Origin of the sequence: Pandoraea sp. E26 (assembly GCF_000681415.1) — a bacterium.
In the GTDB taxonomy this organism is placed as follows: Bacteria; Pseudomonadota; Gammaproteobacteria; order Burkholderiales; family Burkholderiaceae; genus Pandoraea; species Pandoraea pnomenusa.
In genome coordinates this window covers 1-25,501 of the sequence record NZ_AYXJ01000003.1, presented here as the reverse complement: position 1 = coordinate 25,501, position 25,501 = coordinate 1, and the positions used below count along the sequence as shown (strand labels likewise).

23 protein-coding genes and 1 tRNA gene are annotated in these 25,501 nt (G+C 66.1%); 18 read left to right on the top strand and 6 right to left on the bottom strand.

The features are described from left to right. Positions 1–14: 14 nt before the first annotated feature. From nirB to W930_RS0102800, 6 genes are all read left to right on the top strand, one after another. Positions 15–2,477 (top strand): nitrite reductase large subunit NirB, encoded by a 2,463-nt coding sequence (gene nirB / locus W930_RS0102825; protein WP_023594806.1) that lies wholly within the window; start codon positions 15–17, stop codon positions 2,475–2,477. Between the two features lie 10 nt (positions 2,478–2,487). Next, positions 2,488–2,859 carry a nitrite reductase small subunit NirD gene (gene nirD / locus W930_RS0102820; protein WP_023872018.1) on the top strand — a complete coding sequence of 124 codons (372 nt, stop codon included), beginning with the start codon at positions 2,488–2,490 and terminating at the stop codon, positions 2,857–2,859. Between the two features lie 57 nt (positions 2,860–2,916). Beyond that, on the top strand, positions 2,917–5,628 hold the full coding sequence (locus tag W930_RS25830; protein WP_023872017.1) for a nitrate reductase: 2,712 nt from the start codon (positions 2,917–2,919) through the stop codon (positions 5,626–5,628). A gap of 108 nt (positions 5,629–5,736) precedes the next feature. Then, positions 5,737–6,543, top strand: coding sequence for a uroporphyrinogen-III C-methyltransferase (gene cobA, locus W930_RS0102810; RefSeq protein ID WP_023594809.1), 807 nt, complete (start codon positions 5,737–5,739; stop codon positions 6,541–6,543). Positions 6,544–6,545: 2 nt separating this feature from the next. Then, positions 6,546–7,121, top strand: coding sequence for an ANTAR domain-containing response regulator (locus W930_RS0102805; RefSeq protein ID WP_023594810.1), 576 nt, complete (start codon positions 6,546–6,548; stop codon positions 7,119–7,121). Between the two features lie 9 nt (positions 7,122–7,130). Beyond that, positions 7,131–8,309: a CmpA/NrtA family ABC transporter substrate-binding protein gene (locus tag W930_RS0102800; protein WP_023594811.1), complete on the top strand. Its 1,179-nt coding sequence runs from the start codon at positions 7,131–7,133 to the stop codon at positions 8,307–8,309. Between the two features lie 17 nt (positions 8,310–8,326). Here the strand turns inward: W930_RS0102800 and W930_RS25825 are convergent, their stop codons facing one another. After that, entirely contained in the window at positions 8,327–8,584 is a 258-nt protein-coding gene (locus tag W930_RS25825; protein WP_023872016.1) for a hypothetical protein, read from the bottom strand. A 424-nt stretch (positions 8,585–9,008) separates the two neighbouring features. Here W930_RS25825 and W930_RS0102790 point away from each other — a divergent pair, with 424 nt between their 5' ends. Beyond that, positions 9,009–9,413 (top strand): hypothetical protein, encoded by a 405-nt coding sequence (locus W930_RS0102790; RefSeq protein WP_023594813.1) that lies wholly within the window; start codon positions 9,009–9,011, stop codon positions 9,411–9,413. Positions 9,414–9,463: 50 nt separating this feature from the next. Here W930_RS0102790 and W930_RS0102785 read toward each other — a convergent pair whose 3' ends face one another. Then, positions 9,464–9,949 carry a PaaI family thioesterase gene (locus W930_RS0102785; RefSeq protein ID WP_023594814.1) on the bottom strand — a complete coding sequence of 162 codons (486 nt, stop codon included), beginning with the start codon at positions 9,947–9,949 and terminating at the stop codon, positions 9,464–9,466. A gap of 161 nt (positions 9,950–10,110) precedes the next feature. On the opposite strand from W930_RS0102785, the gene W930_RS0102780 reads away from it, so the two are divergent. Then, a complete protein-coding gene (locus W930_RS0102780) occupies positions 10,111–11,451 on the top strand; it encodes a PLP-dependent aminotransferase family protein (protein WP_023872014.1) in 1,341 nt (446 codons plus the stop codon). 99 nt (positions 11,452–11,550) lie between these two features. Further along, entirely contained in the window at positions 11,551–12,519 is a 969-nt protein-coding gene (locus tag W930_RS0102775) for a bifunctional helix-turn-helix transcriptional regulator/GNAT family N-acetyltransferase (protein ID WP_023594816.1), read from the top strand. Between the two features lie 152 nt (positions 12,520–12,671). On the opposite strand, the gene W930_RS0102770 is transcribed toward W930_RS0102775, so the two are convergent. Both W930_RS0102770 and W930_RS0102760 read right to left on the bottom strand, forming a co-directional pair. Further along, positions 12,672–13,484 carry a class I SAM-dependent methyltransferase gene (locus W930_RS0102770; RefSeq protein ID WP_023594817.1) on the bottom strand — a complete coding sequence of 271 codons (813 nt, stop codon included), beginning with the start codon at positions 13,482–13,484 and terminating at the stop codon, positions 12,672–12,674. A 124-nt stretch (positions 13,485–13,608) separates the two neighbouring features. Beyond that, a tRNA-Met gene (locus tag W930_RS0102760) sits at positions 13,609–13,685 on the bottom strand. Between the two features lie 198 nt (positions 13,686–13,883). Between W930_RS0102760 and W930_RS0102755 the strand changes: the two genes are divergently transcribed. From W930_RS0102755 to W930_RS0102720, 8 genes are all read left to right on the top strand, one after another. Next, positions 13,884–14,528: a TetR/AcrR family transcriptional regulator gene (locus tag W930_RS0102755; protein WP_023872012.1), complete on the top strand. Its 645-nt coding sequence runs from the start codon at positions 13,884–13,886 to the stop codon at positions 14,526–14,528. Positions 14,529–14,716: 188 nt separating this feature from the next. Next, a complete protein-coding gene (locus W930_RS0102750) occupies positions 14,717–15,520 on the top strand; it encodes an ABC transporter permease (RefSeq protein ID WP_023594819.1) in 804 nt (267 codons plus the stop codon). Between the two features lie 244 nt (positions 15,521–15,764). Beyond that, positions 15,765–16,763, top strand: a complete 999-nt coding sequence (locus W930_RS0102745; RefSeq protein ID WP_023872011.1) for an ABC transporter substrate-binding protein — start codon at positions 15,765–15,767, stop codon at positions 16,761–16,763. A 74-nt stretch (positions 16,764–16,837) separates the two neighbouring features. Next, positions 16,838–17,602, top strand: a complete 765-nt coding sequence (locus W930_RS0102740; protein WP_029754739.1) for an ABC transporter ATP-binding protein — start codon at positions 16,838–16,840, stop codon at positions 17,600–17,602. An 82-nt stretch (positions 17,603–17,684) separates the two neighbouring features. After that, on the top strand, positions 17,685–19,148 hold the full coding sequence (locus W930_RS0102735) for a mandelate racemase (protein ID WP_023594822.1): 1,464 nt from the start codon (positions 17,685–17,687) through the stop codon (positions 19,146–19,148). Positions 19,149–19,338: 190 nt separating this feature from the next. Continuing rightward, complete coding sequence (locus W930_RS0102730; protein ID WP_023872010.1) at positions 19,339–20,502, top strand: Gfo/Idh/MocA family protein; 1,164 nt, start codon at positions 19,339–19,341, stop codon at positions 20,500–20,502. Positions 20,503–20,505: 3 nt separating this feature from the next. Beyond that, positions 20,506–21,675 carry a dihydrodipicolinate synthase family protein gene (locus W930_RS0102725; protein ID WP_023872009.1) on the top strand — a complete coding sequence of 390 codons (1,170 nt, stop codon included), beginning with the start codon at positions 20,506–20,508 and terminating at the stop codon, positions 21,673–21,675. Beyond that, positions 21,672–22,559 (top strand): sugar phosphate isomerase/epimerase, encoded by an 888-nt coding sequence (locus W930_RS0102720; RefSeq protein ID WP_024788748.1) that lies wholly within the window; start codon positions 21,672–21,674, stop codon positions 22,557–22,559. Before W930_RS0102725 ends, W930_RS0102720 begins: the two co-directional genes overlap by 4 nt. 173 nt (positions 22,560–22,732) lie before the next feature. Here W930_RS0102720 and W930_RS0102715 read toward each other — a convergent pair whose 3' ends face one another. Next, positions 22,733–23,476, bottom strand: a complete 744-nt coding sequence (locus tag W930_RS0102715) for a transporter (protein ID WP_023872007.1) — start codon at positions 23,474–23,476, stop codon at positions 22,733–22,735. 279 nt (positions 23,477–23,755) lie between these two features. Here W930_RS0102715 and W930_RS25820 point away from each other — a divergent pair, with 279 nt between their 5' ends. Continuing rightward, a complete protein-coding gene (locus W930_RS25820; RefSeq protein WP_023594827.1) occupies positions 23,756–24,214 on the top strand; it encodes a metal-dependent hydrolase in 459 nt (152 codons plus the stop codon). Positions 24,215–24,310: 96 nt separating this feature from the next. Here W930_RS25820 and W930_RS0102705 read toward each other — a convergent pair whose 3' ends face one another. Beyond that, complete coding sequence (locus W930_RS0102705) at positions 24,311–25,321, bottom strand: serine/threonine protein kinase (RefSeq protein ID WP_023872006.1); 1,011 nt, start codon at positions 25,319–25,321, stop codon at positions 24,311–24,313. Positions 25,322–25,501: the final 180 nt, after the last annotated feature.

Genomic DNA, 25,501 nt, shown 5'->3' with positions numbered 1-25,501 from the left:
CAGGAGAAGACAGCATGGGCAAGCCTCGTCTGGTCGTCATCGGCAACGGCATGGCCGGCATTCGCACGCTCGAGGAGCTGCTCGAGATCGCGCCGAACCAGTACGACATCACCGTGTTCGGTGCCGAGCCACATCCGAACTACAACCGCATCCTGCTCTCGCCCGTGCTTGCGGGCGAGCAGTCGTTTGCCGACATCGTGCTCAATCCGCTCGACTGGTATGCGCAAAAGGGCATTACGCTGCATCTGGGCAAGGAGGTCACGCAGATCGACCGCCCGCGGCGCGTGGTGCGCTGCGCGGACGGTACCGAAGCCCCGTACGACCGACTGCTGATCGCGACCGGCTCCAGTCCGTTCATCCTGCCGGTGCCGGGCAAGGATCTGGCGGGCGTGATCAGCTATCGCGATATCCGCGACACGGAGATCATGATCGAGACGGCGCGCATGAAGCGCCATGCGGTCGTGATCGGCGGCGGCCTGCTCGGACTCGAGGCGGCCAACGGCCTGAAGCTGCGCGGCATGGACGTGACGGTCGTGCATCTGGCCGACACACTGCTTGAGCGCCAGCTCGACAGCACGGCGGGCAAACTGTTGCAGCAATCGCTCGAAGCCCGGGGCCTCGCTTTCCGGCTTTCGCACCAGACGTCGGCCATTCTCGGCGACGACAACGGCCACGTGCGTGCCGTGCAATTCGCGAGCGGTGACGAAATCCCGGCCGATCTCGTGGTGATGGCCGCCGGCATCCGACCGAATACCTCGCTGGCCGAAGCCGCCGGGCTGCACTGCTCGCGGGGCATTGTCGTGTCCGACACGCTGCAAACCTACGATCCGCGCATCTACGCCGTGGGCGAATGCGTGAGTCACCGAGGCGTGGCGTACGGTCTCGTCGCGCCGTTGTTCGAACAGGCCAAGGTGTGCGCGAATCACCTCGCGCTCATGGGCATCGGCAGCTACCGCGGCTCGGTGATGTCGACCAAGCTCAAGGTCACCGGCATCGATCTGTTCTCGGCGGGCGACTTCCTGGGCGGCGAAGGCACGGAGGAGATCGTGCTGTCGGACCCGGCGAGCGGCGTGTACAAAAAACTCGTGATCCGCGACGACAAGCTGGTGGGCGCGTGCCTGTATGGCGACACCGCCGACGGCGCCTGGTACTTCAAGCTGCTGCGCGAGGGCCGCGCGCTGGGCGAGTTGCGCGAGCGCATCATGTTCGGCGAATCGAGCGTGGGCGACGTCGGTACGCAGGGACAGAACCGCGCGTCGGCCATGGCGGACACCGACGAGGTCTGCGGCTGCAATGGCGTGTGCAAGGGCACCATCGTGAAGGCCATCACCGAGAAGGGGCTCTTCACGCTCGACGAAGTGAAGAAGCACACCAAGGCGGCCAGTTCGTGCGGTTCGTGCGCCGGGCTGTGCGAGCAGATCCTGATGAGCACGCTGGGGTCGACCTACGACGCGGCGCCCAAGGAGAAGGCCGTGTGCGGCTGCACGGACCTCTCGCATGCCGACGTGCGCCGCGCCGTGCGCGAGCACCGGCTCACCACGCACCGCGCCGCGTTCGACTTTCTCGAATGGCGCACGCCGAACGGCTGCGCCACGTGCCGCCCGGCACTGAACTATTACATGTTGAGCACGTGGCCGAAGGAAGCCGTCGACGATCCGCAAAGCCGTTTCGTGAACGAGCGCGTGCACGCCAATATCCAGAAGGACAACACGTTCTCGGTCGTGCCGCAGATGAAGGGCGGCGTGACGAACCCCGGCGAGCTGCGTCGCATTGCCGACGTGGCGGACAAGTACCGGATTCCGATGGTCAAGGTCACCGGCGGCCAGCGCATCGATCTGCTCGGCGTGAAGAAGGAAGACCTCGTCAATGTCTGGCGCGATCTCGGCATGCCGTCGGGGCACGCCTACGGCAAGTCCATCCGCACGGTGAAGACCTGCGTGGGCAGCGAGTTCTGCCGCTTCGGCACGCAGAACAGCACGCAGATGGGGATCGACCTGGAGACGATGCTCGCGAACATGTGGTCGCCCCACAAGGTCAAGCTGGCGGTATCGGGCTGTCCGCGCAACTGCGCCGAGGCGGGCATCAAGGATGTGGGCGTGATTGCCGTCGATTCGGGATGGGAACTCTACGTGGGCGGCAACGGCGGCATCAAGACCGAAGTCGCGCAATTCCTCGTCAAGGTGAAGACGGCCGAGGAGGTCAAGGAGTACACCGGAGCGTTCCTCCAGCTTTACCGCGAGGAGGCCTATTACCTTGACCGCACCGTGCACTACCTCGCGCGCGTGGGACTCGACTACGTGAAGCAACGCGTGGTGAACGACGCGGCCAACCGTCGTGCACTCTACGAGCGCTTGCTGTTCGCGCTCGACGGTCTGCCCGATCCGTGGAAGGCCCGCATCGACGGTGCGCAGGCCAACGAATATCGACCGCTCGCGGCGCAGGGCGCGCGATCGGAAACCGAACCGGCGACGGTCTGAGGAGACTTCCATGACGCAATCCCGAACGATCTGGCTGCATGTGTGCGACATGGGCGCGATTCCGCGCCTCGGTACGCGGGTGCTCTCGCACGAGAGCGGCGATATTGCCCTGTTTCGCACCGAGAGCGACAAGGTGTTCGCGCTGCGCGACCGTTGTCCGCACAAGGGCGGGGCGCTCTCGCTGGGCATCGTGCACGGCGAGAAGGTGACGTGCCCGTTGCATGCCTGGAACATCGATCTGGCCACCGGAGAAGCCTGCGCCCCGGACGTGGGCTGCGCACAGCGCTTTGCCGTGCGCGTCGAGGCGGGCGAAGTGTATGTGTCGCTCGACGCGCAGGCCGGCGGGGCCGCCGACGCGACGGCGCTTGCCGCCGTCGTCTGAAGCCGCTGTCCCTGTTCGCGCTGCCCGCGCGCTCGTCGCACGAATTCCGGAGTCCTCATGACAACCCTCACGCAAACCACCTGCTGCTATTGCGGCGTCGGTTGCGGCATGCTCGTCGAGAGCGATGGTGAGCGCATCGTCGGGGTGCGGGGCGACCCCTCGCATCCGGCCAATCACGGACGACTGTGCAGCAAGGGCATGACCTTGCCGCTCACCGCCAGTTCGCTCGCCGGGCGCGTGCTCACACCGGAGTTGCGCGCGACGCGCGACGCCGCTCGCGCGCCCACCTCGTGGGACGATGCGCTGGCGACCGTGGCGTCGCGCTTCGCCGACGTCATTCGTCGTCACGGTCCGCACGCCGTGGCGTTCTATGTCTCGGGCCAGTTGCTCACCGAGGATTACTACGTCTTCAACAAACTGGCCAAGGGGCTGGTGCGTACCAACAACATCGATACGAACTCGCGCCTGTGCATGTCGAGCGCGGTGAGTGCCTACAAGATGGCGTTCGGCGCCGACGGCCCGCCAACGTGCTACGACGATCTGGAAGCTGCGCGGACCGTGCTTTTCGCGGGCAGCAACATGGCGTATGCGCATCCGGTGCTGTTTCGCCGCCTGGAGGCGGCCAAGGCGGCCGACCCGTCGATTCGCTGGATCGTGGTGGACCCGCGCCGCACCGACACCGCGTCGATGGCCGATCTGCACCTGCCCATCGTGCCGGGCACCGACGTGGCGCTGTTTCACGGCATGCTGCATCACCTCATCTGGGAGGGACGGGTGGATCGCGCGTTCGTCGACGCGCATACCGAGGGATTCGAGGCGCTCAAGCAGGTGCTGCGCGCCTATCCGCCGCAACTGGCGGCCGACATCTGCGGCATCGAGGAAGCCACGCTACGGCAGGCGGCGGACTGGTTCGGCGAGAGCCCGGCGGCGCTCTCGCTTTATTGCATGGGGCTGAATCAGTCGAGTCACGGCACCGAGAAGAACCTCGCGCTCATTCATCTGCACCTGGCGACGGGGCAGATCGGACGCGCGGGCGCCGGGCCGTTTTCGCTCACCGGCCAGCCCAATGCCATGGGCGGGCGCGAGGTCGGCGGTCTGGCCACGATGCTCGCCGCGCATCGCGAGATCGGCAATCCGGCGCATCGTGCCGAACTGGAACGGCTTTGGGGCGTACAGGGGTTGTCGGAGACACCGGGGCTGCCGGCCGTCGAGATGTTCGACGCGGTACGCGACGGGCGCATCAAGGCAATCTGGATCGCCTGTACGAATCCAGTGCATTCGATGCCCGACAGCGCGCGCGTGCGCGAGGCGCTCGCGGCGGCGGAGTTCGTCGTGGTGCAGGAAGCCTTTCATCAGACCGACACCGTGCCTTATGCCGACGTGCTGTTACCCGCCAGCACCTGGGGCGAGAAGGCCGGCACGGTCACGAATTCGGAGCGCCGCATCTCGCGCGTTCGCGCCGCCGTGCCGGCGCCCGGCTCGGCGCGGGCGGACTGGTGGATCGCCAGCGAAGTCGCCCGTCGCCTCGCGCCGGCACTCGGCGTGAGTGCCGAACCGTTCACGTTCGCGTCGACGCAGGAAATCTTCGACGAGCATCGCGCACTCACCGTGGGGCGCGATCTCGACATCGGGGGGCTGGACTACGCGCGGCTCGAACGGCAGGGGCCGCAGCAGTGGCCGTTTCCGGCAGGCGCCGAGCGCGGCGCCGCGCGGCGCTATGAGGACGGCGTATTTGCCACCGCCGACGGGCGGGCGCGGTTTCACGCGTTCGACTATCGGCCGGTGGCCGAGCCGATCAATGCCCGCTACCCGCTGCGGCTCATCACCGGGCGCCTGCGCGATCAGTGGCACGGCATGAGCCGGACCGGGCGCGCCGGTGCGCTGTTCGAGCATGCGCCGGAGCCCACGCTCACGATGCATCCTGCCGACGCGTCGCGTCGCGGCCTGCGCGCGGGCGATCACGTGCGGCTGGCGAGTCGGCGCGGCGAGCGGGTGCTGGTACTGGCCGTGAGCGATGACGTGAGCTCGGGTACCGTGTTCGTACCGATGCACTGGAGCGCCCAGTTCCTCGGCGGCGGGGGCGTGAACGACACGACGCTCGGCAGCGTCGACAACTATTCGAAGCAGCCGGAACTCAAGCACGCCGCCGTGAGCGTCGATCCGCTCGCGCTGCCATGGCGCGTGGCGGCGGTGCGCCGTGGCGACGCGCTGCAACTTCACGCGGCGGTGCAGCCGTTGCTGGCCGCGCGACGGTTTGCTACGGTGCGTCTTGAGGGCGACGACCGGATCGTCGTTGTCGCCGCCGACGAGCAGCCCGACGCCGATTGGCTCGAACAGTTGCACACGGCGCTCGCGTTGCCGCGCGACGCGTCGTTGCTGGAATACCGCGACGTGCGTCGCGCGATGACCAAGCGCGTGGCCTGGCGCGACACGTGGATCGATGGCGTGCTGGTCGCGGGCACGGAAGCGGATGTGACGGCGTCGACGTCGTTGCTCGCAAGGGTTGGCGACAGCGAGCCGTGGCCGCGGGCGCGTCATGCCGTTTTTGTGGCGGACAGCGGACCGGCCGCACCGAGGGATCGCACCGTGTGCCAATGTCAGGCGGTGAGCGCGTCGCGGATCGACGCCGCGATCGTCGCAGGTGCGGACGTGGCGCAGCTCAAGGCGACACTCGGCTGCGGCACCGTATGCGGCTCGTGCGTGCCGGAGTTGCAGCGCATGTGCGCCGCGCGCGGCCGGGCAACGTCGATATCGACGAACGCGGCATGAGCCGGCCCGCGTGTCCGGTGGCGCGATTCACGCCCGTCGTCACGCCGGCGACCCCCGCGGTGACGTCGGACGACAGACAGACCATGGAAGGATTGAGGGAGAACGATCATGAAGCACGGCAAGGTGACCTTGGTGAGCGCCGGACCTGGCGCGCTGGATTTGCTCACGCTGCGCGCCGCGCGCGTGCTCGGGGAGGCCGATGTGCTGCTCGTCGACGATCTGGCCAATCCGGAGATCGCCACGCTCGCGCCGCGGGCGCGCGTGATTGCGGTGGGCAAGCGCGGCGGTTGCCGCTCGACACCGCAGGCGTTCATCGAACGGCTCATGTGCCGTCTGGCCCGTCGCGGCGCGCATGTGGTGCGCGTCAAAGGCGGCGACGCATTGATGTTCGGACGTGCGGGCGAGGAAATGGCGGCATTGCGGCGTGCGGGCGTGCCGGTGGAGATCGTCAACGGCGTGTCGTCGGCCTTCGCCGCCGCGGCGGGGCTGGGCATGTCGCTCACGCACCGCGATCACTGCGCGGGCGTGACGTTCGTCACCGCGCACCGGCAGGACGGCAGCGCCCCGAACTGGGCCGCGCTGGCGGCCACCGGCACGACGCTGGCGATCTACATGGGCGTGACGCGGATCGAGGCGCTGACCGGCACGTTGATGGAACACCTCGCGCCGACGACGCCCGCGGCCGCGGTGCAATGGGCGGGCACGCCGCGGGAGCGGCGGCTCGTCACGTCGCTGGGGCGGCTCGCGGCCGACGTGCGCGCCTCGGGATTCGCCAGTCCGGCCATCTTGCTCGTGGGCGGCGCGGTGAGCGAGGCGGTCGTGATGGCCGATGACGCGCCGCGCGCCGACCCGGCCGACCGGGTGCATGCCGTGCACCGTGCGGCGCCGGTTGCCGATCTGGCCGTGGCGGCGTGACCATGCTGCGTGTGTTGCTCGTTACCGATACCGACAAGCCGATCGGCGAATTGCGCGCGGCGCTCGCGCGGCTCGGCTGCGAGATGCTGGCCGAAGTCGCCAAGCCGCAGGCGTTGCCGCGCGTGGTCGAGAGCGAGCGTCCGGACGTGGTCATCATCGATACCGAGTCGCCGTCTCGCGACACGCTGGAGCAACTGGCCGTGATGAATGCCGAAGCGCCGCGCCCGGTGTTGATGTTCGCGGCCGACGGCAATCAGTCGCTCATTCGCGCGGCGGTCGATGCCGGGGTGACGGCGTATTCGGTCGAAGGACTGGCCGCCGAGCGCCTGGCGCCGATTCTTGAAGTCGCGCTCGCGCGCTTCGCCCATGAGGAGAAGCTGCGCGCACGGCTGGCCAAGGCCGAGAGCGAACTGGCCGACCGCAAGCTGATCGACCGCGCCAAGCGTCTGCTCATGGACCGGCGCAGGATTTCCGAGCAGGAGGCGTACGCCATTCTGCGCAAACGGGCGATGGATCAGGGCGAGAAGCTCGTCGAGGTGGCGCGCCAACTCGTTTCGATCGCCGAATTACTGGGATAGACACTGCTCATGTCGACGTCATCATGGTTGGCCAGCGCCGCGAAGGTACCCGACGGTGTGCCGGAGAAGCGTCATTTGCGCGTGGGTTTCGTCGCGCTCTCCGATGCCGCGCCGCTGGTCGTGGCGAAGCGTCTCGAACTGGGACATGAACATGGACTGACGCTGGAGTTGAGCCGCGAGTCGTCGTGGGCGGCCGTGCGCGACAAGCTCATCACCGGCGAGCTGGATGCGGCGCATTCCCTCTACGGCCTTGTGTACGGCGTGCAACTGGGTATCGGGGGCTTGCGCGAGGACATGGCGGTGCTGATGGTGCTCAATCGCAATGGGCAGGCCGTGACGGTAACGCCGTCGCTTGCCGAAGCGATGGCCGACACCGGCGACTTGCGCGCGGCGCTTGCCTCGCTGGGGCGCAAGCCTGTTTTCGCGCAGACGTTTCCGACGGGCACGCACGCGATGTTCCTCAATTACTGGTTCGCGGCGCAAGGCATCGATCCGCTCACCGAGGTGTCGCGCCTGGTGATTCCACCCGCCCACATGGTCGCGGCGATGGAGGAGGGCGGCCTGGACGGCTTTTGCTGTGGCGAGCCGTGGCACGCGGTCGCGCAGGCCCGCGGGCTGGGACGCACCGTCGCCGTGTCGAGCGATATCTGGCCGAACCATCCGGAGAAGGTGCTGGCGTGTCGGCGCGATTTCGTTACGCGCTACCCCGGCACGGCGCAGGCGCTGGTGCGCACGCTGCTCAGCGCCTGCCGCTGGCTGGACATGCCCGGTCACCGTGCGGAAGCAGCGGGCTGGCTCGCCGAACCGGTCTGGGTGGGCGCACCGCGTGACCTGATCGCCGCACGTTTGCTCGGAGACTTCGGGCGCTTGCCGGGACGTCATGCGCTGTTGCCCGTGAGCTTTTTCGACGAGGGCGCGGTCAATTACCCGCACCCGTCGGACGGGATGTGGTTCGTGGCGCAGTACCGGCGCTGGGGAATGGTCGGAGACGAGGCCCTGACGCACGCCGCGCAGACCGCGTCCGCCGTCAGTCAGACGGCGCTGTACGAGGCGGCGGCACTTGCCGAAGGTGTGCCGGTCGTGTCGATGCCTTCAAGCGAGCGGCTTTGCGACGGCCGGGTGTGGGATGCGGCCGCCGCGTCGGACTTGCGCGCCTATGTGGAAGCGTTCGGGATTCGGGCGCGATGACGACCCTGAGCGCGGCATTACTGCGCCAGGACGTCGCGGTCGCCGGTGTGCGCCTGGCAGGCACGCAGCGCGCGCTCGTGATGACGGTGGTGCAGGTTCAGGTGGTACACGAGCGCAAGCAGCACGACCTGGCGCGACACATTCGCCAGCACCGGTTCGAGACCCGCCGCGCGGGCGAGCGAGCGCCGCAGGACAGGGTGCAGGCAAGCAAGCGCCAGGATCGCGAACGAACCGGGCACCGCGAGAAACGCCGCTAGCGCAATCTTCTTTTTCATGACCGTCGGATGTGGTGAGCGCGCGTCGACGACGCGACTTCCGGAGACGGTTGGGGTTCGGAACGCAAACCGGCGCACGCGCGTGCGCCGGTTTCGTCGTTTTGGCGGGCGTCCCCCCCGTCTCGCTGCATGGGTCTCAGTGTAGGGACGGGGGGCATCTCGATAAACGCGGGAAAACGAAAGCCTCTGTTGCGCGAAGTGCGGAGAATCACGCCAAGCCGGCTGCTCGAGGCCGCACCGTCTCTCTCGAAGCCGTCCCGACACTCGCCCGGAACCGAAGTGCCCCCGCCGGGGTTGAAATCCCTAATGGATGGGCGGGCGTCGCACAGGCGATACTGCCCGCATGGGCTGCGTTCGGCGCGCCCATGTGTCGGATAATGGGCGTCTTGCCCCCCGTTTCTTTCACCCCAGCGCTGTCCCTGTCATGGCCGCGGAGATTCAGATCCTCATTCGTACGGAGTGCCCGCCCGGTGCCTGCACCTGCGAGCGCGACGGCCTTCTGCAAGACCCGCAAGGGGATCGTCGCATTCTCATGCTCACACAGGCCGAGGAGAAGCGGCTCATCGCGCGGATCGAGGCCATCGAGACTTACGATGAGCTCAAGCGCATCGTCGAGCGCATTCACGCGCAACTGGGCGTGCGGCTGCACATCGCGCCGGGAGACAACGAAGTCAAGACTGTCAGCGGGTTCGACATCCATCTGGACGATCACCCGGGCCTGTGCCGCAAGACCCGGGCGGCGATTCCCGCCGCCGTTCGCCGGTGCCTGAAGTCGCATCCGAGCATCGCATACGCCATTCTGGACGCCCACGACCTTTTCGGCATCTGACCGCAGGCGTTTCGCGGCGTGGCGGAAAGCCCATCGCGCGCGTCACGCGTTCATCTTCCCCTGGCGTGCTCGCCTCGCAAGGTCATGACCGCACTGTCGATGCGCGCGACCGCCTTGCCGTCCTCTCGCCGGATGTCGCACTGGTAGTGCGACACGGTCCGCCCCCGATGCGTGGCATACGCATGTGCGAGCAACCGGGCGTTCCAGACAGGACGCAGGAACGTCGCCTTCAGATCGATGCTGGTGAACGACTCGCCTTCGGCCATCAATGTCGAGTGCGCCGTGCCGATGGCCGCGTCGGCCAGCTCGCAAAGCAGTCCGCCATGTACGGTGCCTTGCTGGTTCCCGTGGCGTTCCGCGCGCGCCTGCAACGCGATGACGGCGCTCGCTTCGCCGACCTCCACGATCTGGAATTGCAGGAGTTCGGAGATGGGCGTCGGATAACGCATGTGCGTGCGCTCGCCGTCGCGAAGCGTGCCTGCCAACTGGCGTTGAAGGTAGGTCAGTACCGGGAGCGGTGGGGCGGAGTCGGACATGAGAGACCTCGGGTGGCGTTTGCTGCGCCCAGTGTCGTCGCCTAGAATCGGACAATCAAGAAATTGTCCTAGGTGCAATCGTGGCCAATACCTCCGCGCTTTCCGCCGCTTCGACTGCTTCTTCCGCTGCGCCCGCGCCGCGCTCGTCGAGTGGCTCACGTATGTCGTCATCGCGGCTACCGGCGATCGTCGAGCGGCTCGCGCACGACATTCGCATCGGCGTGCTCCCGCCGGGCACGGCGCTACCCACGCATCGCAAGCTCGCCGCGCAGTACGGTATCGCGATCGCCTCGGCAACCAAGGTCTACGCCAAGCTGCAGGGCCTCGGGCTGGTGATCGGCGAAGCCGGCCGCGGCACCTTCGTGCGCGATCGTCCGCCGCAGCGCGAATGGGACGGCGACGACGAAGCGCGGCTCAGCTCGAACGCCGTCGACCTGTCGTTCAATCATCCATGCTGGCCGGAGCAGGCCGAGCTGCTGCGCGCCACGTTGCGAGAGCTTGCCACCTCGGGAGATTTGAGCGCGCTGATGCACCAGCAGCCACCAGGCGGACGCCTCCACGAGCGAGAGATCGTCGCCCGCTATCTGCAGGAGCAGCGCGGCGTGGTCGCCGACGCGGGCCAGATATTCCTGGTCGGTGGCGCGCAACAGGGACTCGACGTCGCCATTCGCAGCACGCTCCGGCCGAACGACGCTGTGGCGGTAGACGCGCTCACCTATCCCGGCTTCAAGATGGCCGCCGCCGTGGCGGGCGTGACGCTCAAGCCTGTGGCGCTTGTCGCCGATGGCCCCGACTTCGACGCGCTAGAGTCGCAATGTCGACGTGGTGCGGTTCGGGCCATCTATGCGATGCCGACGATGCACAACCCGCTTGGCTGGGTGCTGAATCCGGCGCAGCGACGCCGGCTGGTGGAGATCGCGCGACGACATGAATGCGCGATCATCGAGGACGCGACTTATGCATATCTCGTCGACGATGCGGCGCCGTCCATCTTCTCGCTGGCGCCTGAGCGAACGTGGTACGTGGGCAGCGTCTCGAAGAGCGTGGCGACGGGGCTGCGATTCGGCTACGTCGTGGCGCCACAGCACAAGGCAGCCGACGTCAAACGGGTGGTGCGAGCGAGTTTCTGGAGCCAGTCGAGCGTGGTCACGGCGATTGCGACGCGCTGGCTGGTCAGCGGCGAGGTGGTGCGGCAGGAAGCGCGCCAGCGCGAAGACGCGCGTCGCCGGCAGGCCGTGGCGCGCCGGGTGCTGCGCGGGATGGACCTGGTCGCCCATCCCGCATCGATGTTTCTGTGGTTGCCGCTGCCCGAGGGCTTGCGAATGGACCGGGTGGCCAGCGCGCTTGCCGCGCGCGGTGTCGCCGTCTCGAAGGCGCAAGCGTATGCCACCACCCGTCATGCACCGCACGCGCTGCGGCTCGGGCTGAGCTCGATGCCTTTCTCGCAGGTCGAAGGTGTGCTCGCGCAAGTGCGCGACGTGATCGAGCGACTGCCCATCTGAGCGTCGGCAATGCCCGTCTCAACGCATGCCTTGCATAAGTTGCGAGTCGCAACTATATTGGTTGCGTATCGCAACTGATGGGCTTCGGGAGGCTGCACCATGGATATCATCGACTTGCCTGGCCAACCGCGCGAAGCGGAAATCCTGGCGCTGCGGGACTTTTCGCGTCGGCTGGTTCGCGAACTCGGTTTCATGCGCACGACCCTGGCCGACAGTGATCTAGCGCCGTCGGCGGTACACGCGATCATCGAGATTGGCGCGGCGCCGGGAATCAGCGCCAAAGACCTCGGCAATCTGCTTCGTCTGGACAAGTCGAATACGAGCCGTCAGGTGGCCAAGCTCGAAGCTGCCGGCCTCGTGCACCGTACCACGGCGAGCGGCGACGCGCGAACCTCGCAGCTTCAGCTCACCGAGGCCGGGCAAAGGCTTCGGCGAAAGATCGATCGGTATGCAACGGATCAGGTCTCGAGTGCGCTGCGGCGTATCGTGCCCGCTGACCAGGAAACCCTGGTTCGCTCGCTCGCGCTATACGCGGACGCCCTGGCGCAGGATAACCGGGCAAAGGGTTCGGCGCCGCCGGCGCCGACCGGGCAGATTGTCGAAGGCTATCGGCCGGGATGTATCGGCGACATCGCCAGTCTGCACGGGCGTTTCTACGCCGAACACTGGGGCTTCGGTGCATTCTTCGAGAAGCGGGTAGCGACGGAGCTTGCCGAGTTTGCCGGCAATCTGCCCGCGGACGGCAAGCGGCTCTGGCTCCACGTCGAGAACGGGCGCACGCTCGCGTCGCTCGCCATCGACGGCGAACCCGGGACGGGCAAGGCTCACTTGCGCTGGTTCATCGTCGACGATTCGCTGCGAGGCACGGGTGTCGGGCGGCATTTGTTGACTCAGGCGATGGCCTTTGTCGATGCGCAGTTTCACGAGACTTGCCTCTGGACGTTCAAGGGGCTCGACGCCGCGCGCCATCTTTATGAATCATTCGGCTTCCGGCTCGCAAGCGAGGCCGAGGGCGAGCAGTGGGGCAGCAGGGTCGTCGAACAGAAGTTCATCCGTGCCAAGGCGTGATTGGCGTGGCAATGCGGTGCGCGTGTGACGCGATTTATTTCAGCGCCACGCGGGTCGACACGATGCCTACCATGATTTGCGTGTCGATGCCACTGCGCGTGCGTGAGTTATGGAGATCGGCCTGTCGGCGCGGGGCCCGCGAAGCTGCGGTGTCAGGGTGTTGCGACGATGAAGTGCGCCTGTATCTTGCCTTCGATGCGCCCGTCGCCGTGACGCTCGGCGATGACGGCTGTGGCGCGCGCGAGCGCGGCGGAAAATCGGCTGGGGTCTCGCGCGTCTATCTCGTCGCGAAGACGGGTACCGAAACAGTACGCCGCCGCGACCTCGTGCGCCGACGCCGCCACGCTGGTCTTCGCGCGTGTCTCGACGTCGACTGTCGAGAATCCGGCCAGATGCAGCGCCTGCCGGATGCGCTCGACGTCGAAATGCCCGTGCGGGGTGCGGGCGAGGAAGCGGGGCGGGTCCTCGGGAAAGATTTCCGCCACGGCCTGCGTCACCTCGTGGGCGAATGCGTTCTCTTCGATTCGATCCCAGACGCTGAACAGAAAGCGGCCGCCTGGCCGGAGCGTGCGCCGTGCCTCGGCGTATCCCCGCACCGCGTCGGGAAAGAACATGGCGCCGAACTGGCAAACCACGACGTCGAACGCCTCGTCGTCGAACGGCAGGGCAAGCGCATCGGCCTGCTTCCACTCGAGGCGCGCATCACCCCGTTGACGGGCCGCGGCGAATTCGAGCATCGGCGCGTTCAGATCGGTCACGACGTAATGCGCGTCGGCACCCAGTTTCGGGGCGAGCGCTCGCGTGAGCGCACCGGTGCCCGCGGCGGTCTCCAGCACGCTGCCCGGCGATGACTCGGCAACCCGTGCCGCCATGTCGGCCGCGTAGGCGTCAAAGATCAACGGCACCATCAGTGTGTCGTAGCACTCGGGAAGCGAGCCGGCAAAGACGTTGTCGCGATCGGTCATGATGCGCTCCCGGAGTGGATATGCCACCGACGTTTCTGATATGGATTCTAGGCCGGTGCACGACGAACCGGTCGCGCAGAATGACGAAAGCCCGTCGACCTTGCGATCGACGGGCTTTCCAATTTGGTTGCGGGGACAGGATTTGAACCTGTGACCTTCGGGTTATGAGCCCGACGAGCTGCCAGACTGCTCCACCCCGCGTCTGAGAAGAGAGATAATACGAGTATTCCGCGCATTGTGTCAAGCATTTATGACATTAACTTTATGGCGTGCGCAAAATTCATGCGTAACGCGTGCATTTTCGCAGCGTCCCGTGCGTGCCTGTTGTGCGTGTCCGCTTCCCTTGCCGGAGCCCCTCGTTTAGTATTTGTGTTACCAACCAGTTAATTAAGCCTCTCCATGACGACCGATCCCCAGGCAACGCGCGTCACCCGTAACCGCGATCGCACGCGTGCCCAGATTCTCGCCGCGGCGCGCGATGAATTCTCGCTGCGCGGCTACGAAGGTGCTCGCGTGGAAGCCATCGCCGAGCGCGCGGGCTCCAACAAGCGCATGCTGTATTACTACTTCAAGAACAAGGACGAGCTCTTTCTCGCCGTGATGGAGGACACGTATCGCGGCATTCGTGACGCGGAAGCCGATCTGCGCCTGCTCGACCTGCCCCCCATCGACGCCATACGCGCGCTCGTCACGTTTACCTGGGAGTATTACCTCGCACACCCCGAGTTTCTCTCGCTGCTCAACAGCGAAAACCTTTACCACGCCCAGCATTTGCGCCGGTCGACCGACATCCGCTCGCTAAACTCGCCGCTCATCGATACGCTGGGCGAAATCCTCACGCGCGGGCATCGCGAGAAGCTCTTTCGCGGCGGCGTCGATCCGCTCCAGCTCTATATCTCCATCGCCGCGCTCGGCTACTTCTATCTCTCGAACAACGCCACGCTGTGCACCGTCTTCGGGCGCGATCTCTCGACCCCGAAGGCACGACTCGAGCGCCTCCAGCACATGATCGACATGGTCTTGGGGTATCTACTGATCAGCTGACTTTTCGCATTTTTCCCCGTTGACAGCCCCATGTCGCCTGCCTAAGATAATTAACCAGTTGGTAACAAAAAGAAGGGAAGGCGAAAGCCGTGCAAGCGAAACACCGTGCATAGACCGCACGCCGGCGATGTTCGGGCCAGGGGCCCGGGCACGACTGGCGTGTACCTCGCCAAGGATGGAGACAACTCATGGCGCAAGCGACACCGCTGGTTCGTAAGGTATTCGAGTCTCGGGCGTTCAGGCCCATTGCCCTGATCGCCATCATCGTCATCGGCTGGGAGCTGGCCATTCAGCTCTTTCACATCAAGCCGTATCTCGTGCCCGATCCGCTCGTCGTCATCCGGCAACTGGTCACCGATTTCCCGAAGCTCTGGCAGGACACGCTGATCACCACTTATGCCACGGTCGGCGGTTTCGTGCTGTCCGCGCTGATCGGCGTGCCCCTGGCCATGCTCATCGCGTACTCGCGGCTCGTGGAGAGCTACGTCTATCCGTTGCTCGTGTTTTCTCAATCAATCCCGAAGATCGCCATCGCGCCGCTGCTCGTCGTGTGGTTCGGGTTCGGCATCGTGCCCAAGATCGTGACCGCCTTCCTGCTCGGCTTCTTCCCGGTCGTCGTCTCGACGGTGATGGGTTTCAAGTCGGTCGACCGCGACATGATCGACCTGGTGCGCTCGATGAAGGCAAGCCGCTTGCAGACCTTTCTCAAGATCAGCCTGCCGTTCGCCATGCCGAGCATCTTCAGCGGCCTGAAGGTCTCCGTGACGCTGGCGGTCGTGGGTGCCGTGGTCGGTGAATTCGTCGGGGCCAACTCTGGCATCGGCTACGTGCTGCAGGTTGCCAACGGCAACTTCGACCTGCCGCTGATGTTCGCGGCACTCATCCTGCTCTCGCTCGTCGGCGTGGTGCTTTTCGTGCTCGTCGACGTGGTTGAGCGCCTGATGATTCCCTGGCACGCCTCGCATCGCGACGACTACTACGTCAGTACCTGATTCGCTTCACCGAATTGCGCCGTGGCGCGAAGGCTATCCCGTCGCACGGTCCGGGCGGGTGGCCCCGGCGACACCGTCGACGCGACACACGGCTCATCGCATCCCCCCGTTAGAAGAACGACATTAGGAGACTGGCATGATTCGAATGGAAGCGCGGAGCGCGGACGTGTCGCGGCGGGTGTCTACGCTATCGTCGGTATCGGGTGAAAGACCGAAGGCGGTCCGCCTGGCCCGGCCGCCCGGAATGGCTCGCGTCGTTCGCGCGATGGCGACGTTTGCGGCCGGCGCCGCGCTGGCCCTGGGCATGGCGTCGGCGGCCCAGGCCCGCGACAAGGTCACGCTGATGCTCAACTGGTACACGTACGGTGAGCACGCACCGTTCTATCTCGGCGTCGAGCGCGGATACTTCGCCGCGGAGAACATCGATCTAGATATCCAGGAAGGGCGCGGGTCCGCCGTCACGGTGCAGGCGGTCGCAGCCGGGTCGACCACGCTCGGCTATGCCGACGTGAGCACGATGATCAAGGCGGCCGCCAAGGGCGCACCGGTCGTGACCGTGGGTGTGATGCTGCAAAAGAGCCCGGCCTCGGTCATGGGCTTCGCCGAGAAGAACATCGTGAAGCCGGCCGACATCAAGGGCCGCACGGTGGCCATGACGCCCGGCGATTCGCTCTCGCAGCTCTGGCCTGTCTACCTGAAGGCGAACCATCTGAGCGACGACGATTACAAGCCAGTGTCGGGCGACGCCACGACCAAGCGCAATGCCGTGGTCAACGGCCGTGCCGATCTGCTGCTCGGCAACGTGAACGACCAGAAGCCGATCATCGAGGAGATTACCGGCAAGCCCGTGCGCGCCTTGCTCTTCGCTGACTCGGGCGTCAACCCGCTCAATGGCGGCATCATCGCGCGCAAGGACATGCTCAAGTCGAACCCCGATCTGCTGCGCCGGTTCCTGCGTGCCGCGACCAGGTCGGTGCAGGCCGCCACGCAGTCGCCGCAGGACGCCGTGAACGCCATGCTCAAGATCAATCCGAAGGCGGGCAAGCCGGAGACGCTCGCCAAGAGCTGGAGCGCCACGATCCCGCTGCTGCATACGGCCAGCACGCAGAACCTGCCGCCGCTGCGCTTCGATCCCAGGGACATGGCCGCCACGCTCGATCTGATGGTCCGTTATGGCGGCGTGGACGCGGCCACGGCGGGCAAGCCCGAGGACTACTACTCGCTGGAGTTCCTGCCGAAATGAACCGCCCAGTGGAACGCGTGGTGACGGATTGGCCGGCGTCGCCGGACGTCGCGCCGGTGCAGGTGCCGGCGCCGATGATTCGCTTCGATGGCATCGCCAAGACATACGAGACCAAGGAGGGCGCCGTGCGCTCGCTCAATCCGGTCTCGCTCGACGTGGCGCCCGGCGAGTTCGTGTCGATCGTCGGCCCGAGCGGCTGCGGCAAGAGCACGCTGCTGAAGATCGCCGCCGGGCTGCTGCCCGCCACCGAGGGACGGCTCGTCGTCAACGGCAAGGCCGTGGACGGGCCGCCGGACGACATCGGCATGGTCTTCCAGAGTGCGGTGCTGCTGGCCTGGCGCGACGTCCTGTCGAACATCATGTTGCAGATCGAGGTGCGCAAGCTCGATCGCGCGAAGTATCTGCCCCGTGCCAAGGCGCTCATCGAGATGGCGGGACTCACGGACTTCGCGCACAAGCTGCCATGGCAACTGTCGGGTGGCATGCAGCAACGCGCCGCGATTTGCCGCGCACTCGTGCACGACCCGCAGATCCTGCTCATGGACGAGCCGTTCGGCGCGCTCGACGCCATGACGCGCGAAAAGATGAACCTGGAATTGCAGCGCATCTGGCTGTCGACCGGCAAGACGGTGCTGCTCATCACGCACAGTATTCCGGAAGCGGTGTTTCTGTCGGATCGCGTGGTGGTGATGTCGGAGCGCCCGGGCAGCATCGCGGCGATCTATGACGTGAACCTGCCGCGTCCGCGTGGGCTCGACGTCATGGGCGATCCGGAATTTGCCCGACTCACGCGCACGATCCGCTCGCATTTCTACGCGCAAGGAAATCTCGACGAGTGATGTCGGCGGGCGGCGCCCGCTTCGCTTCGGTCGCCCTCGGGCGACCCCGGATTCAACCCGTGATCTTTTTTGGGACTGACGTATGTCGGCGGTAACGCTCACCCTAACGTTTTGCGATCTGTTCGAGCGCGATGTCGCGCTGCGGCTGCCGTTTCGCTTCGGCGTGCTCACCCTGCGCCACGCGACGCAGGCGTTCGTGCGCGTCGGCGTGCGTCTGGCCGACGGGCGCGAGGCCGTCGGCGCGGCCGCCGAACTCATGGTGCCGAAGTGGTTCGATAAGTCGCCTGCGCTGTCGGAGTCGCAGAACATCGAGCAACTGCGCGATTCGTTGCGGCTCGCGCGTCGCCTGGCGCTGGCCGACAACGCGCCGGCGACACCGTTCGGACGCTTCGAGCGGCAGTATCCCGCGCAACTTCGCGAAGCGGCGGCGCGTGAGGTGAATCCGCTGGTAGCGTCGTTCGGCCTCGCACAGATCGACAAGGCGGTGCTCGACGGGGTCTGTCGGGCGCTGGGCGTGTCGTTCTTCGAGGCCATGCGGCGCAACGTGCCGGGCCTGCGAGCCAGCCCGCTGGTTCCCGACCTGGATGGCTTCGACTTCGATGCCATGCTCGCGGATCTTCGGCCCGCGCGCACGCTCGCGCTGCGCCACACGGTCGGCATGGCGGACCGGCTGACCGATGACGTATACGCCGCGAAGGGCGCTGGCGATGGCAGCGATGTTGCCGAGACGCTTCCCGTCGACGGCCTGCCAGCCACGCTCGAAGCCGTGGTGCGCGCTTACCGTCCGCGCGAGTTCAAGCTCAAGCTCGGCGGCGACGCCGGGCAGGACCGGGAACGTCTGGGCGCGATCGCCGCGTTGCTCGCCCGGCAATGCCCGGACTACCGGGTCACGCTCGACGGCAACGAACAGTACAGCGACGCCGCGACATTCCTCGCCTTCTGGCAGGCGTTGCAAATCGACCCACGATCGGCCGATCTTGCACGCCGAGTGCGTTACGTGGAGCAACCGCTCGCGCGCGGTGTGGCGTTGCGGCACCCGTTAGGCCCGCTCGCCAGCGCCGTGCCGATGATGATCGACGAGTCGGACGACACGCTCGATGCGTTCGCCGTCGCTCGCGATCTCGGCTATCGCGCGGTGTCGAGCAAGAGTTGCAAGGGGCTGTACAAGTCCATCGTCAATCGCGCGCGCTGCGAACAATGGAATGCGCAGGCGGGTGTGCGCCGCTACTTCATGACGGCCGAAGACCTGACCTGCCAGGCCGGGCTGGCCGTGCAGCAGGACCTGGCACTGGCCGCGCTGATCGGGGTGGCGCACGTCGAACGTAACGGGCATCACTATGTGGCGGGCATGCCGGGGGCCGACGCGGCGGAACAGCGTGCCTTCGCGCAGGCGCACCCGACGCTGTATGCCTGGGATGCCCGGGCCGCTGCCCTGCGCCTGCGCGTCGCGCAGGGGGACATCTCGCTCGCGGATTTGCACGGCGAGGGATTTGCTTCGCGCGCCATGCCTGACTGGCGCGCACTGCGGGAGATGCCGCCGCACTGAACCATGATGGCGTCGCGGGCAAGCGGTGCGACGCTTTCATAACAATTAGTTATACGAAATATTGAGCAGGGTATTCCGACCGGCGGTTTCGATGACCGGCCCCGGAGGATTTCGAATCATTCCGAATCAGGTGGCATCGACGACGAATCGATAGGGCATCGCTACAAGGGAAGTCACAGGAGATTACGCAATGGCAACGCTTAGAATCGGCATCATCATGCACGGCGTGACCGGGCGCATGGGCATGAATCAGCATCTGATCCGCTCCATCGTGGAGATTCGCAAACAGGGCGGCGTGACGCTCGCCAATGGCGACCGGCTGTTGCCGGACCCGATTCTGGTCGGCCGCAACGCCGAGAAAATCGCGGCCCTCGCGCGTCAGTACGGTATCGAGCGTTGGAGCGTGGACCTCGACAAGGCGCTCGCCAACCCCGACGACACGGTGTTCTTCGACGCGGCAACGACGCAGGCGCGTCCTGCGCTGCTCAAGCGCGCCGTGCAGGCGGGCAAGCACATCTACTGCGAGAAGCCGGTCGCCACCAACCTCGCCGAAGCGCTGGATCTTTACCGGGCGGCGCAGGCCGCCGGCGTGAAGCATGGCGTGGTGCAGGACAAGCTCTGGCTACCGGGGCTGCGCAAGCTGCAACTGCTCAACGATGCGGGATTCTTCGGACAGGTGCTGTCCGTGCGCGGCGAGTTCGGCTACTGGGTGTTCGAGGGCGATCTGCAACCGACCCAGCGGCCGTCGTGGAATTATCGCAGCGAGGACGGCGGCGGCATCATCCTCGACATGCTCTGTCATTGGCGCTATGTGCTGGACAACGTCTTCGGCAAGGTCCGGAGCGTGTCGTGCCTGGGCGCCACGCACATTCCGCAGCGCTGGGATGAGCAGGGCAAGCCGTATCGCGCCACCGCCGACGACGCGGCCTATGCCACGTTCGAGCTCGAGAACGGCGTGATCGTGCAACTGAACAGTTCATGGTGCGTGCGCGTGCGTCGAGACGACCTCGTGACGTTCCAGGTCGACGGCACGCACGGCTCGGCGGTCGCCGGATTGACCGACTGCTGGACCCAGTCGCGCGTGAATACGCCCAAGCCGGTGTGGAATCCGGACGTGCGCCAGACGCACGATTTCTTCGACGACTGGGTGAAGGTGCCCGACACGACGGTCTACGACAATGCGTTCAAGGTGCAGTGGGAACTCTTCCTGCGCCACGTGGCTGGCGAGGGCGAGTTCCGTTGGAACCTGCTCGAAGGCGCGAAGGGCGTGCAGCTCGTCGAACTGGGGCTGCAAAGCTGGAAGGAGCGCCGCTGGCTCGACGTGCCGGAACTCACCGGTCGCGAAGGAGCGTAAGTCATGGCACCCACGCTCAAGTTGGTCGATCGCGACGGGCAGCTCGTGCCGTTTACCGTGCGCACGGAACGCACGTGGCGGCCGAGCCCGTCGCCGAGGATGAATCGCATCGCCTACTCCGCCGCGCACGTGGTCGCCGACCCCCGCTCGAGCGCCGATCCGTGGCTGACGGCGGCGCTCGATTGGGAGGCGACGCTGGCTTATCGGGAGCGCCTGTTTTCGTTGGGGCTCGGTGTGGCCGAGGCGATGGACACGGCGCAGCGCGGCATGGGGCTCGACTGGCCGACGTCGCTCGAATTGATCCGGCGCAGCGTGGCACAGGCGAAGGGGCATCCGGGGGCGCGCATCGCCTGCGGCGCCGGCACTGACCATCTGGCGCCGGCGCCGGGCCTCACGCTCGATGACGTGATCCGCGCCTACGAGGAGCAGGTCGAGGCCGTAGAGGCGGCGGGCGGCCGCATCATTCTGATGGCCAGCCGCGCGCTCGCGGCACTCGCGAAAGGGCCGGACGATTATCTGCGCGTGTACGAGCGGATTCTGCGTCAGGTGCGCGAGCCGGTGATTTTGCACTGGCTCGGCGAAATGTTCGATCCGGCACTTGCGGGCTATTGGGGACATGAAGATACCGATCGGGCCATGGACGTCTGTCTGCAAGCGATCGCGGCACAGCCCGAAAAGGTTGATGGCATCAAGATATCGTTGCTCGACAAGGACAAGGAAATTGCGATGCGGCGCCGTCTGCCCAAGGGGGTACGTATGTATACGGGCGACGATTTCAACTACGCGGCACTGATCGCGGGCGATGCCCAGGGGCATTCGGACGCCTTGCTCGGGATTTTCGATGCCATCGCGCCCGCAGCGTCGGCCGCGCTCGACGCACTCGGTCGGGGCGACCGCGCGACGTTCGATGCCATTCTGGCGCCGACCGTGCCGTTGTCGCGCCACATCTTCGCGGCACCCACGCGTTTCTACAAGTCGGGGGTGGTGTTCATGGCCTGGATCAATGGACATCAGGATCACTTCGCCATGATCGGCGGGCAGCAAAGTGCGCGCAGTCTCTGGCACTACTGCGAGCTGTTCCGGCTGGCGACCGCCGCGCAGTTGATCGAAGACCCTGCGCTGGCCACTTATCGCATGAAGTTGTGGCTCGCCGTGAACGGGGTGGAAGCATGAGCGACGCGACGCGAGGGAATGGGCTCACGACGGCGACGTCGGTCGCGCCGTATGTGCCGCCGCCGGCGCACAAGCTGTCGATCAATACCGCGACGGTGCGCCAGCAGTGGAAGCTCGACGCCATCATCGACGGCATTGCCCGGCATGGCATTCGCGGGATTTCGCCCTGGCGCGACCAGGTGGCCGAGCTGGGACTGGCCGAAACGGCGCGCCGCATTCGCTCGCACGACCTGACCGTGACCGGCTATTGCCGCGGAGGGATGTTTCCCGCGGCGGACGCCGCAGGGCGACTGGCGGCGCGCGACGACAACCGGCGAGCGGTGGACGAAGCGTTGAGCCTGGGAGCGCAGTGTCTGGTGCTGGTCGTGGGCGGCCTGCCCGCGGGATCGAAGGACATCGCGGGCGCGCGTGATCAGGTGCGCGACGGTATCGCGGCGCTGCTCGATTACTCGCGCGGTGCGGGGATGCCGCTCGCCATCGAACCGCTGCACCCGATGTATGCCGCCGATCGCGCCTGCGTGAATTCGCTGGCACACGCCAACGATCTTTGCGACGAACTCGGCGACGACGGGCTGGGCATCGCCGTCGATCTCTATCACGTGTGGTGGGACCCGCAACTCGCGGCGCAGATCGCGCGTGCGGGGAAGAAGCGATTGCTCGCGTTTCACATCTGCGACTGGCTCGTGCCGACGTGCGACCTGTTGCTCGATCGGGGCATGATGGGCGACGGAGTGATCGATATTCCCGCCGCGCGCGCGCTGGTGGAGGCGCAAGGGTATGCCGGTATGCACGAGGTCGAGATATTTTCGTCGCATGACTGGTGGAAACGCCCGCCCGACGAGGTGCTCGAGACCTGCAGGGCGCGCCATCTGACGTGTTGCTGAGGATAGCGCGACGGCAAGCGGATACCGCACGATGCGGGAACCGCTTGCCGGCGGCTTTCCTGTCGGCTCGGCTATTTGCTTACCTGCTTGATCGCTTCCGCGCCTCTGGTTTCGGGGCGTGCAGGTATACGGGCATCCCCGATCGACGCTGGACCGCTCACCAGCTCACCAGCTCACCAGCGTATGGTGACCCCCGCCTGCACCGAGTGCGCGAGCGACGTGGGGTTCAGGCCGCGCTTGTAGCCCACGTCCAGATCGAGGTCTTTCGTCGGGCTGTAGATGGCGCCCACCAGCGCGTAGGCAGGCTTCGTCTGCGTGGAGGTGTCTGTGTTGGTGGCAATGCCGATGTCGGCGGCAAGCCGCAACTCGTCCGTCACGCTGAAGAGCACGGCCGTGGACGCGTTCCACAGATTCCGACGGTTGCCGATGCTGTTGTTGTTCCACGTGTAGCCCGCATTGGCCAGGAACGTCCAGCGATCCAGGTTGTATTGCATCAGCAGGTTCGCGCCGGTCGTCGCGCGGCCATTGCCCAGATTCCGCTCCTGGCTCGCCGTGGGCAACGTGACGAAGGGCTTCAGGCCGAGGCTCCATTGCGCCGTCTCGATGAAGCGCCATTTCGCCTGCAACGTCAGATCGGTCAAGCCGCTGGTCCAGCCGTCGCCGTCAGGGCGGATTCGCTGGTAAGGTGCCTGGAGCGCTAGGTCGAGATTGGGCAGCACGCCGTAAGTGAGCGTGTTCGTCCACTGTTGTTGCCGGGCCGTGGGCAGCGTCAGCCACTCGCTGTTCAGTTCGAGCTGCCAGTTGCCGGTGTCCTGCGTACCGGTGTCGTCCGTGACCAGCGGGTTCGCGGCCTGGGCGGCGAGCGGTGCGAGGGCGGCGATTGTCACGATCGCCGCCGGAATCACATACTTCTTCATCGAAAGCTCCTGCGCAGACGTCCGCCTCGATGCGAACGCCGGGAAATCCGTCGGGCGGATCGTACGGGCCGTCCATGACAACGTCAACCAGATATCGCCCGTCGCCCTGCGAGTGTGGCGATCGTGGGATTTTCACGCGATGGCGTTGCGCTTTCATGGGCGCAGTGATCTGTCTCGAGGCGAGCCGGGAGCGGGCAGGTGGGCGCGGTGGTAGACTTCGCCCCCTTTTTTTGTGCAGACGCGCAGGTCGGACCGGCCTCGCGTCGATGGCCGTCCTTCATGCAATCCAGAAGTCATCTCATTTTCGGTATCGGCGCGACGTGGCTCATGCATCGCACCGGGTGGGCCGCCAGCGTCCACGCGTGGCCGTTGACGCTCGTCGGTGCGCTGCTGCCCGATATCGATCACCCAAAAAGCCTGCTGGGGCGGCGCATCGCGCCCGTTTCGTTCGCGATCTCCGGGGTGTTCGGTCACCGCGGTATGACGCATTCGCTGCTGCTGCCGCTGCTCATGCTGGCGGCATGCGTGTATCACTGGGGACGGATACCCCCCTGGATGCTCGCGCTATGTGCGGGATATCTGTCGCATTTGCTCGCGGACTGGTTGACCCCGTCCGGTGTGCCGCTTTGCTGGCCGCTGCGAACGCGCTTTCGTTCGCCGCTCTATGTGACCACGGGCTCCGCCGCCGAAGGATGTGTGGCCGCGGCTCTCGCATTCGCCATGTGGCGTTGGTGGTGAGCGCTGGAGGGGGCGTCCTTTGGGTCGGCGGGGATAGGCTGGGGGAGTCGGGGGACGTCGGAGAGTCGGGGGAGTCGGGGAGTCGCGGCCCGACGTTCAGCGCCAGACGAGCGGTGGTTCGTCCATCAGCGCGACCTGCTCGCGCAACTCCAGAATGCGATCCTGCCAGTAGCGTTGTGTGTTGAACCACGGGAAAGCTGCGGGGAACGCGGGGTCGTCCCAGCGGCGGGCCAACCAGGCGCTGTAGTGCAACAGGCGAAGCGTTCGCAGTGCTTCGGTCAGGTGCAGTTCACGGGGATTGAATTCCGCAAAGTCCTCGTAGCCGGAAAGCACTTCGTCAAGCTGGACGGTCATCTCCGCACGGGTGCCCGAGAGCAGCATCCACAAGTCCTGCATGGCGGGCGCCATGCATGTGTCGTCGAAGTCGACAAAATGCGGGCCTGCGTCCGTCCATAACACATTGCCTCCGTGGCAGTCGCCATGCACGCGCAGCAGTTTCACGTCTCCCGCCCGTTCGTAGGCGCGGGCTACGCCGTCGAGCGCCAAGTCGGCGATGGCGCACCATGCGTCCCGCAGGTCGCGTGGGATGAAGTCGCTTGACCACAGGTAATCGATCGGCGCGCGGCCGTAGCTGACGATGTCCAGCGTCAGGCGGTGAGCGAAGGGCTGCACGGCACCCACGGCGTGGATGCGGCCGAGGAAGCGTCCGAGCCAGTTCAGCGTGTCCGGATCCTGCAACTCGGGGGCGCGTCCGCCGCGACGCGGAAAGAGGGCGAAGCGAAAGCCATCGAAACGATGCAAGGTGCGTCCCCCGATGACGAGCGGCGCGACCACGGGAATTTCATTGTCGGCGAGCGTTTGGGTGAAGGCATGCTCTTCCAGAATGGCCTCGTCGGTCCAGCGCTCCGGACGATAGAACTTGGCGATCAGCGGCGGGCCGTCTTCCATCCCTACCTGATAGACGCGGTTCTCGTAACTATTGAGCGCGAGCAGACGCCCATCGCTGAAACTTCCCAGTTGCTCGACGGCGGCAATGACAGTGTCGGGCAACAAGGCGGAGAAGGGATGGGCATGGCCGTCGCCGGCGTGCGGGAGTTCGGTGTTCATGTTCGCTATTGTGCCAAAGGCGTTGACGGCGGCGTGGGCTTTGGGGCGCCCCGTGTGTATATATATGTGGGCCGCCCCTGATGTTTGCGTCAGAGCGCACCTGAAATTGCAGCCCCGTAAAAATAGTTTCACAAAAGGCTTGCGCGGTTGGACGAACGTGACTAATATCTCGTCTCTCGC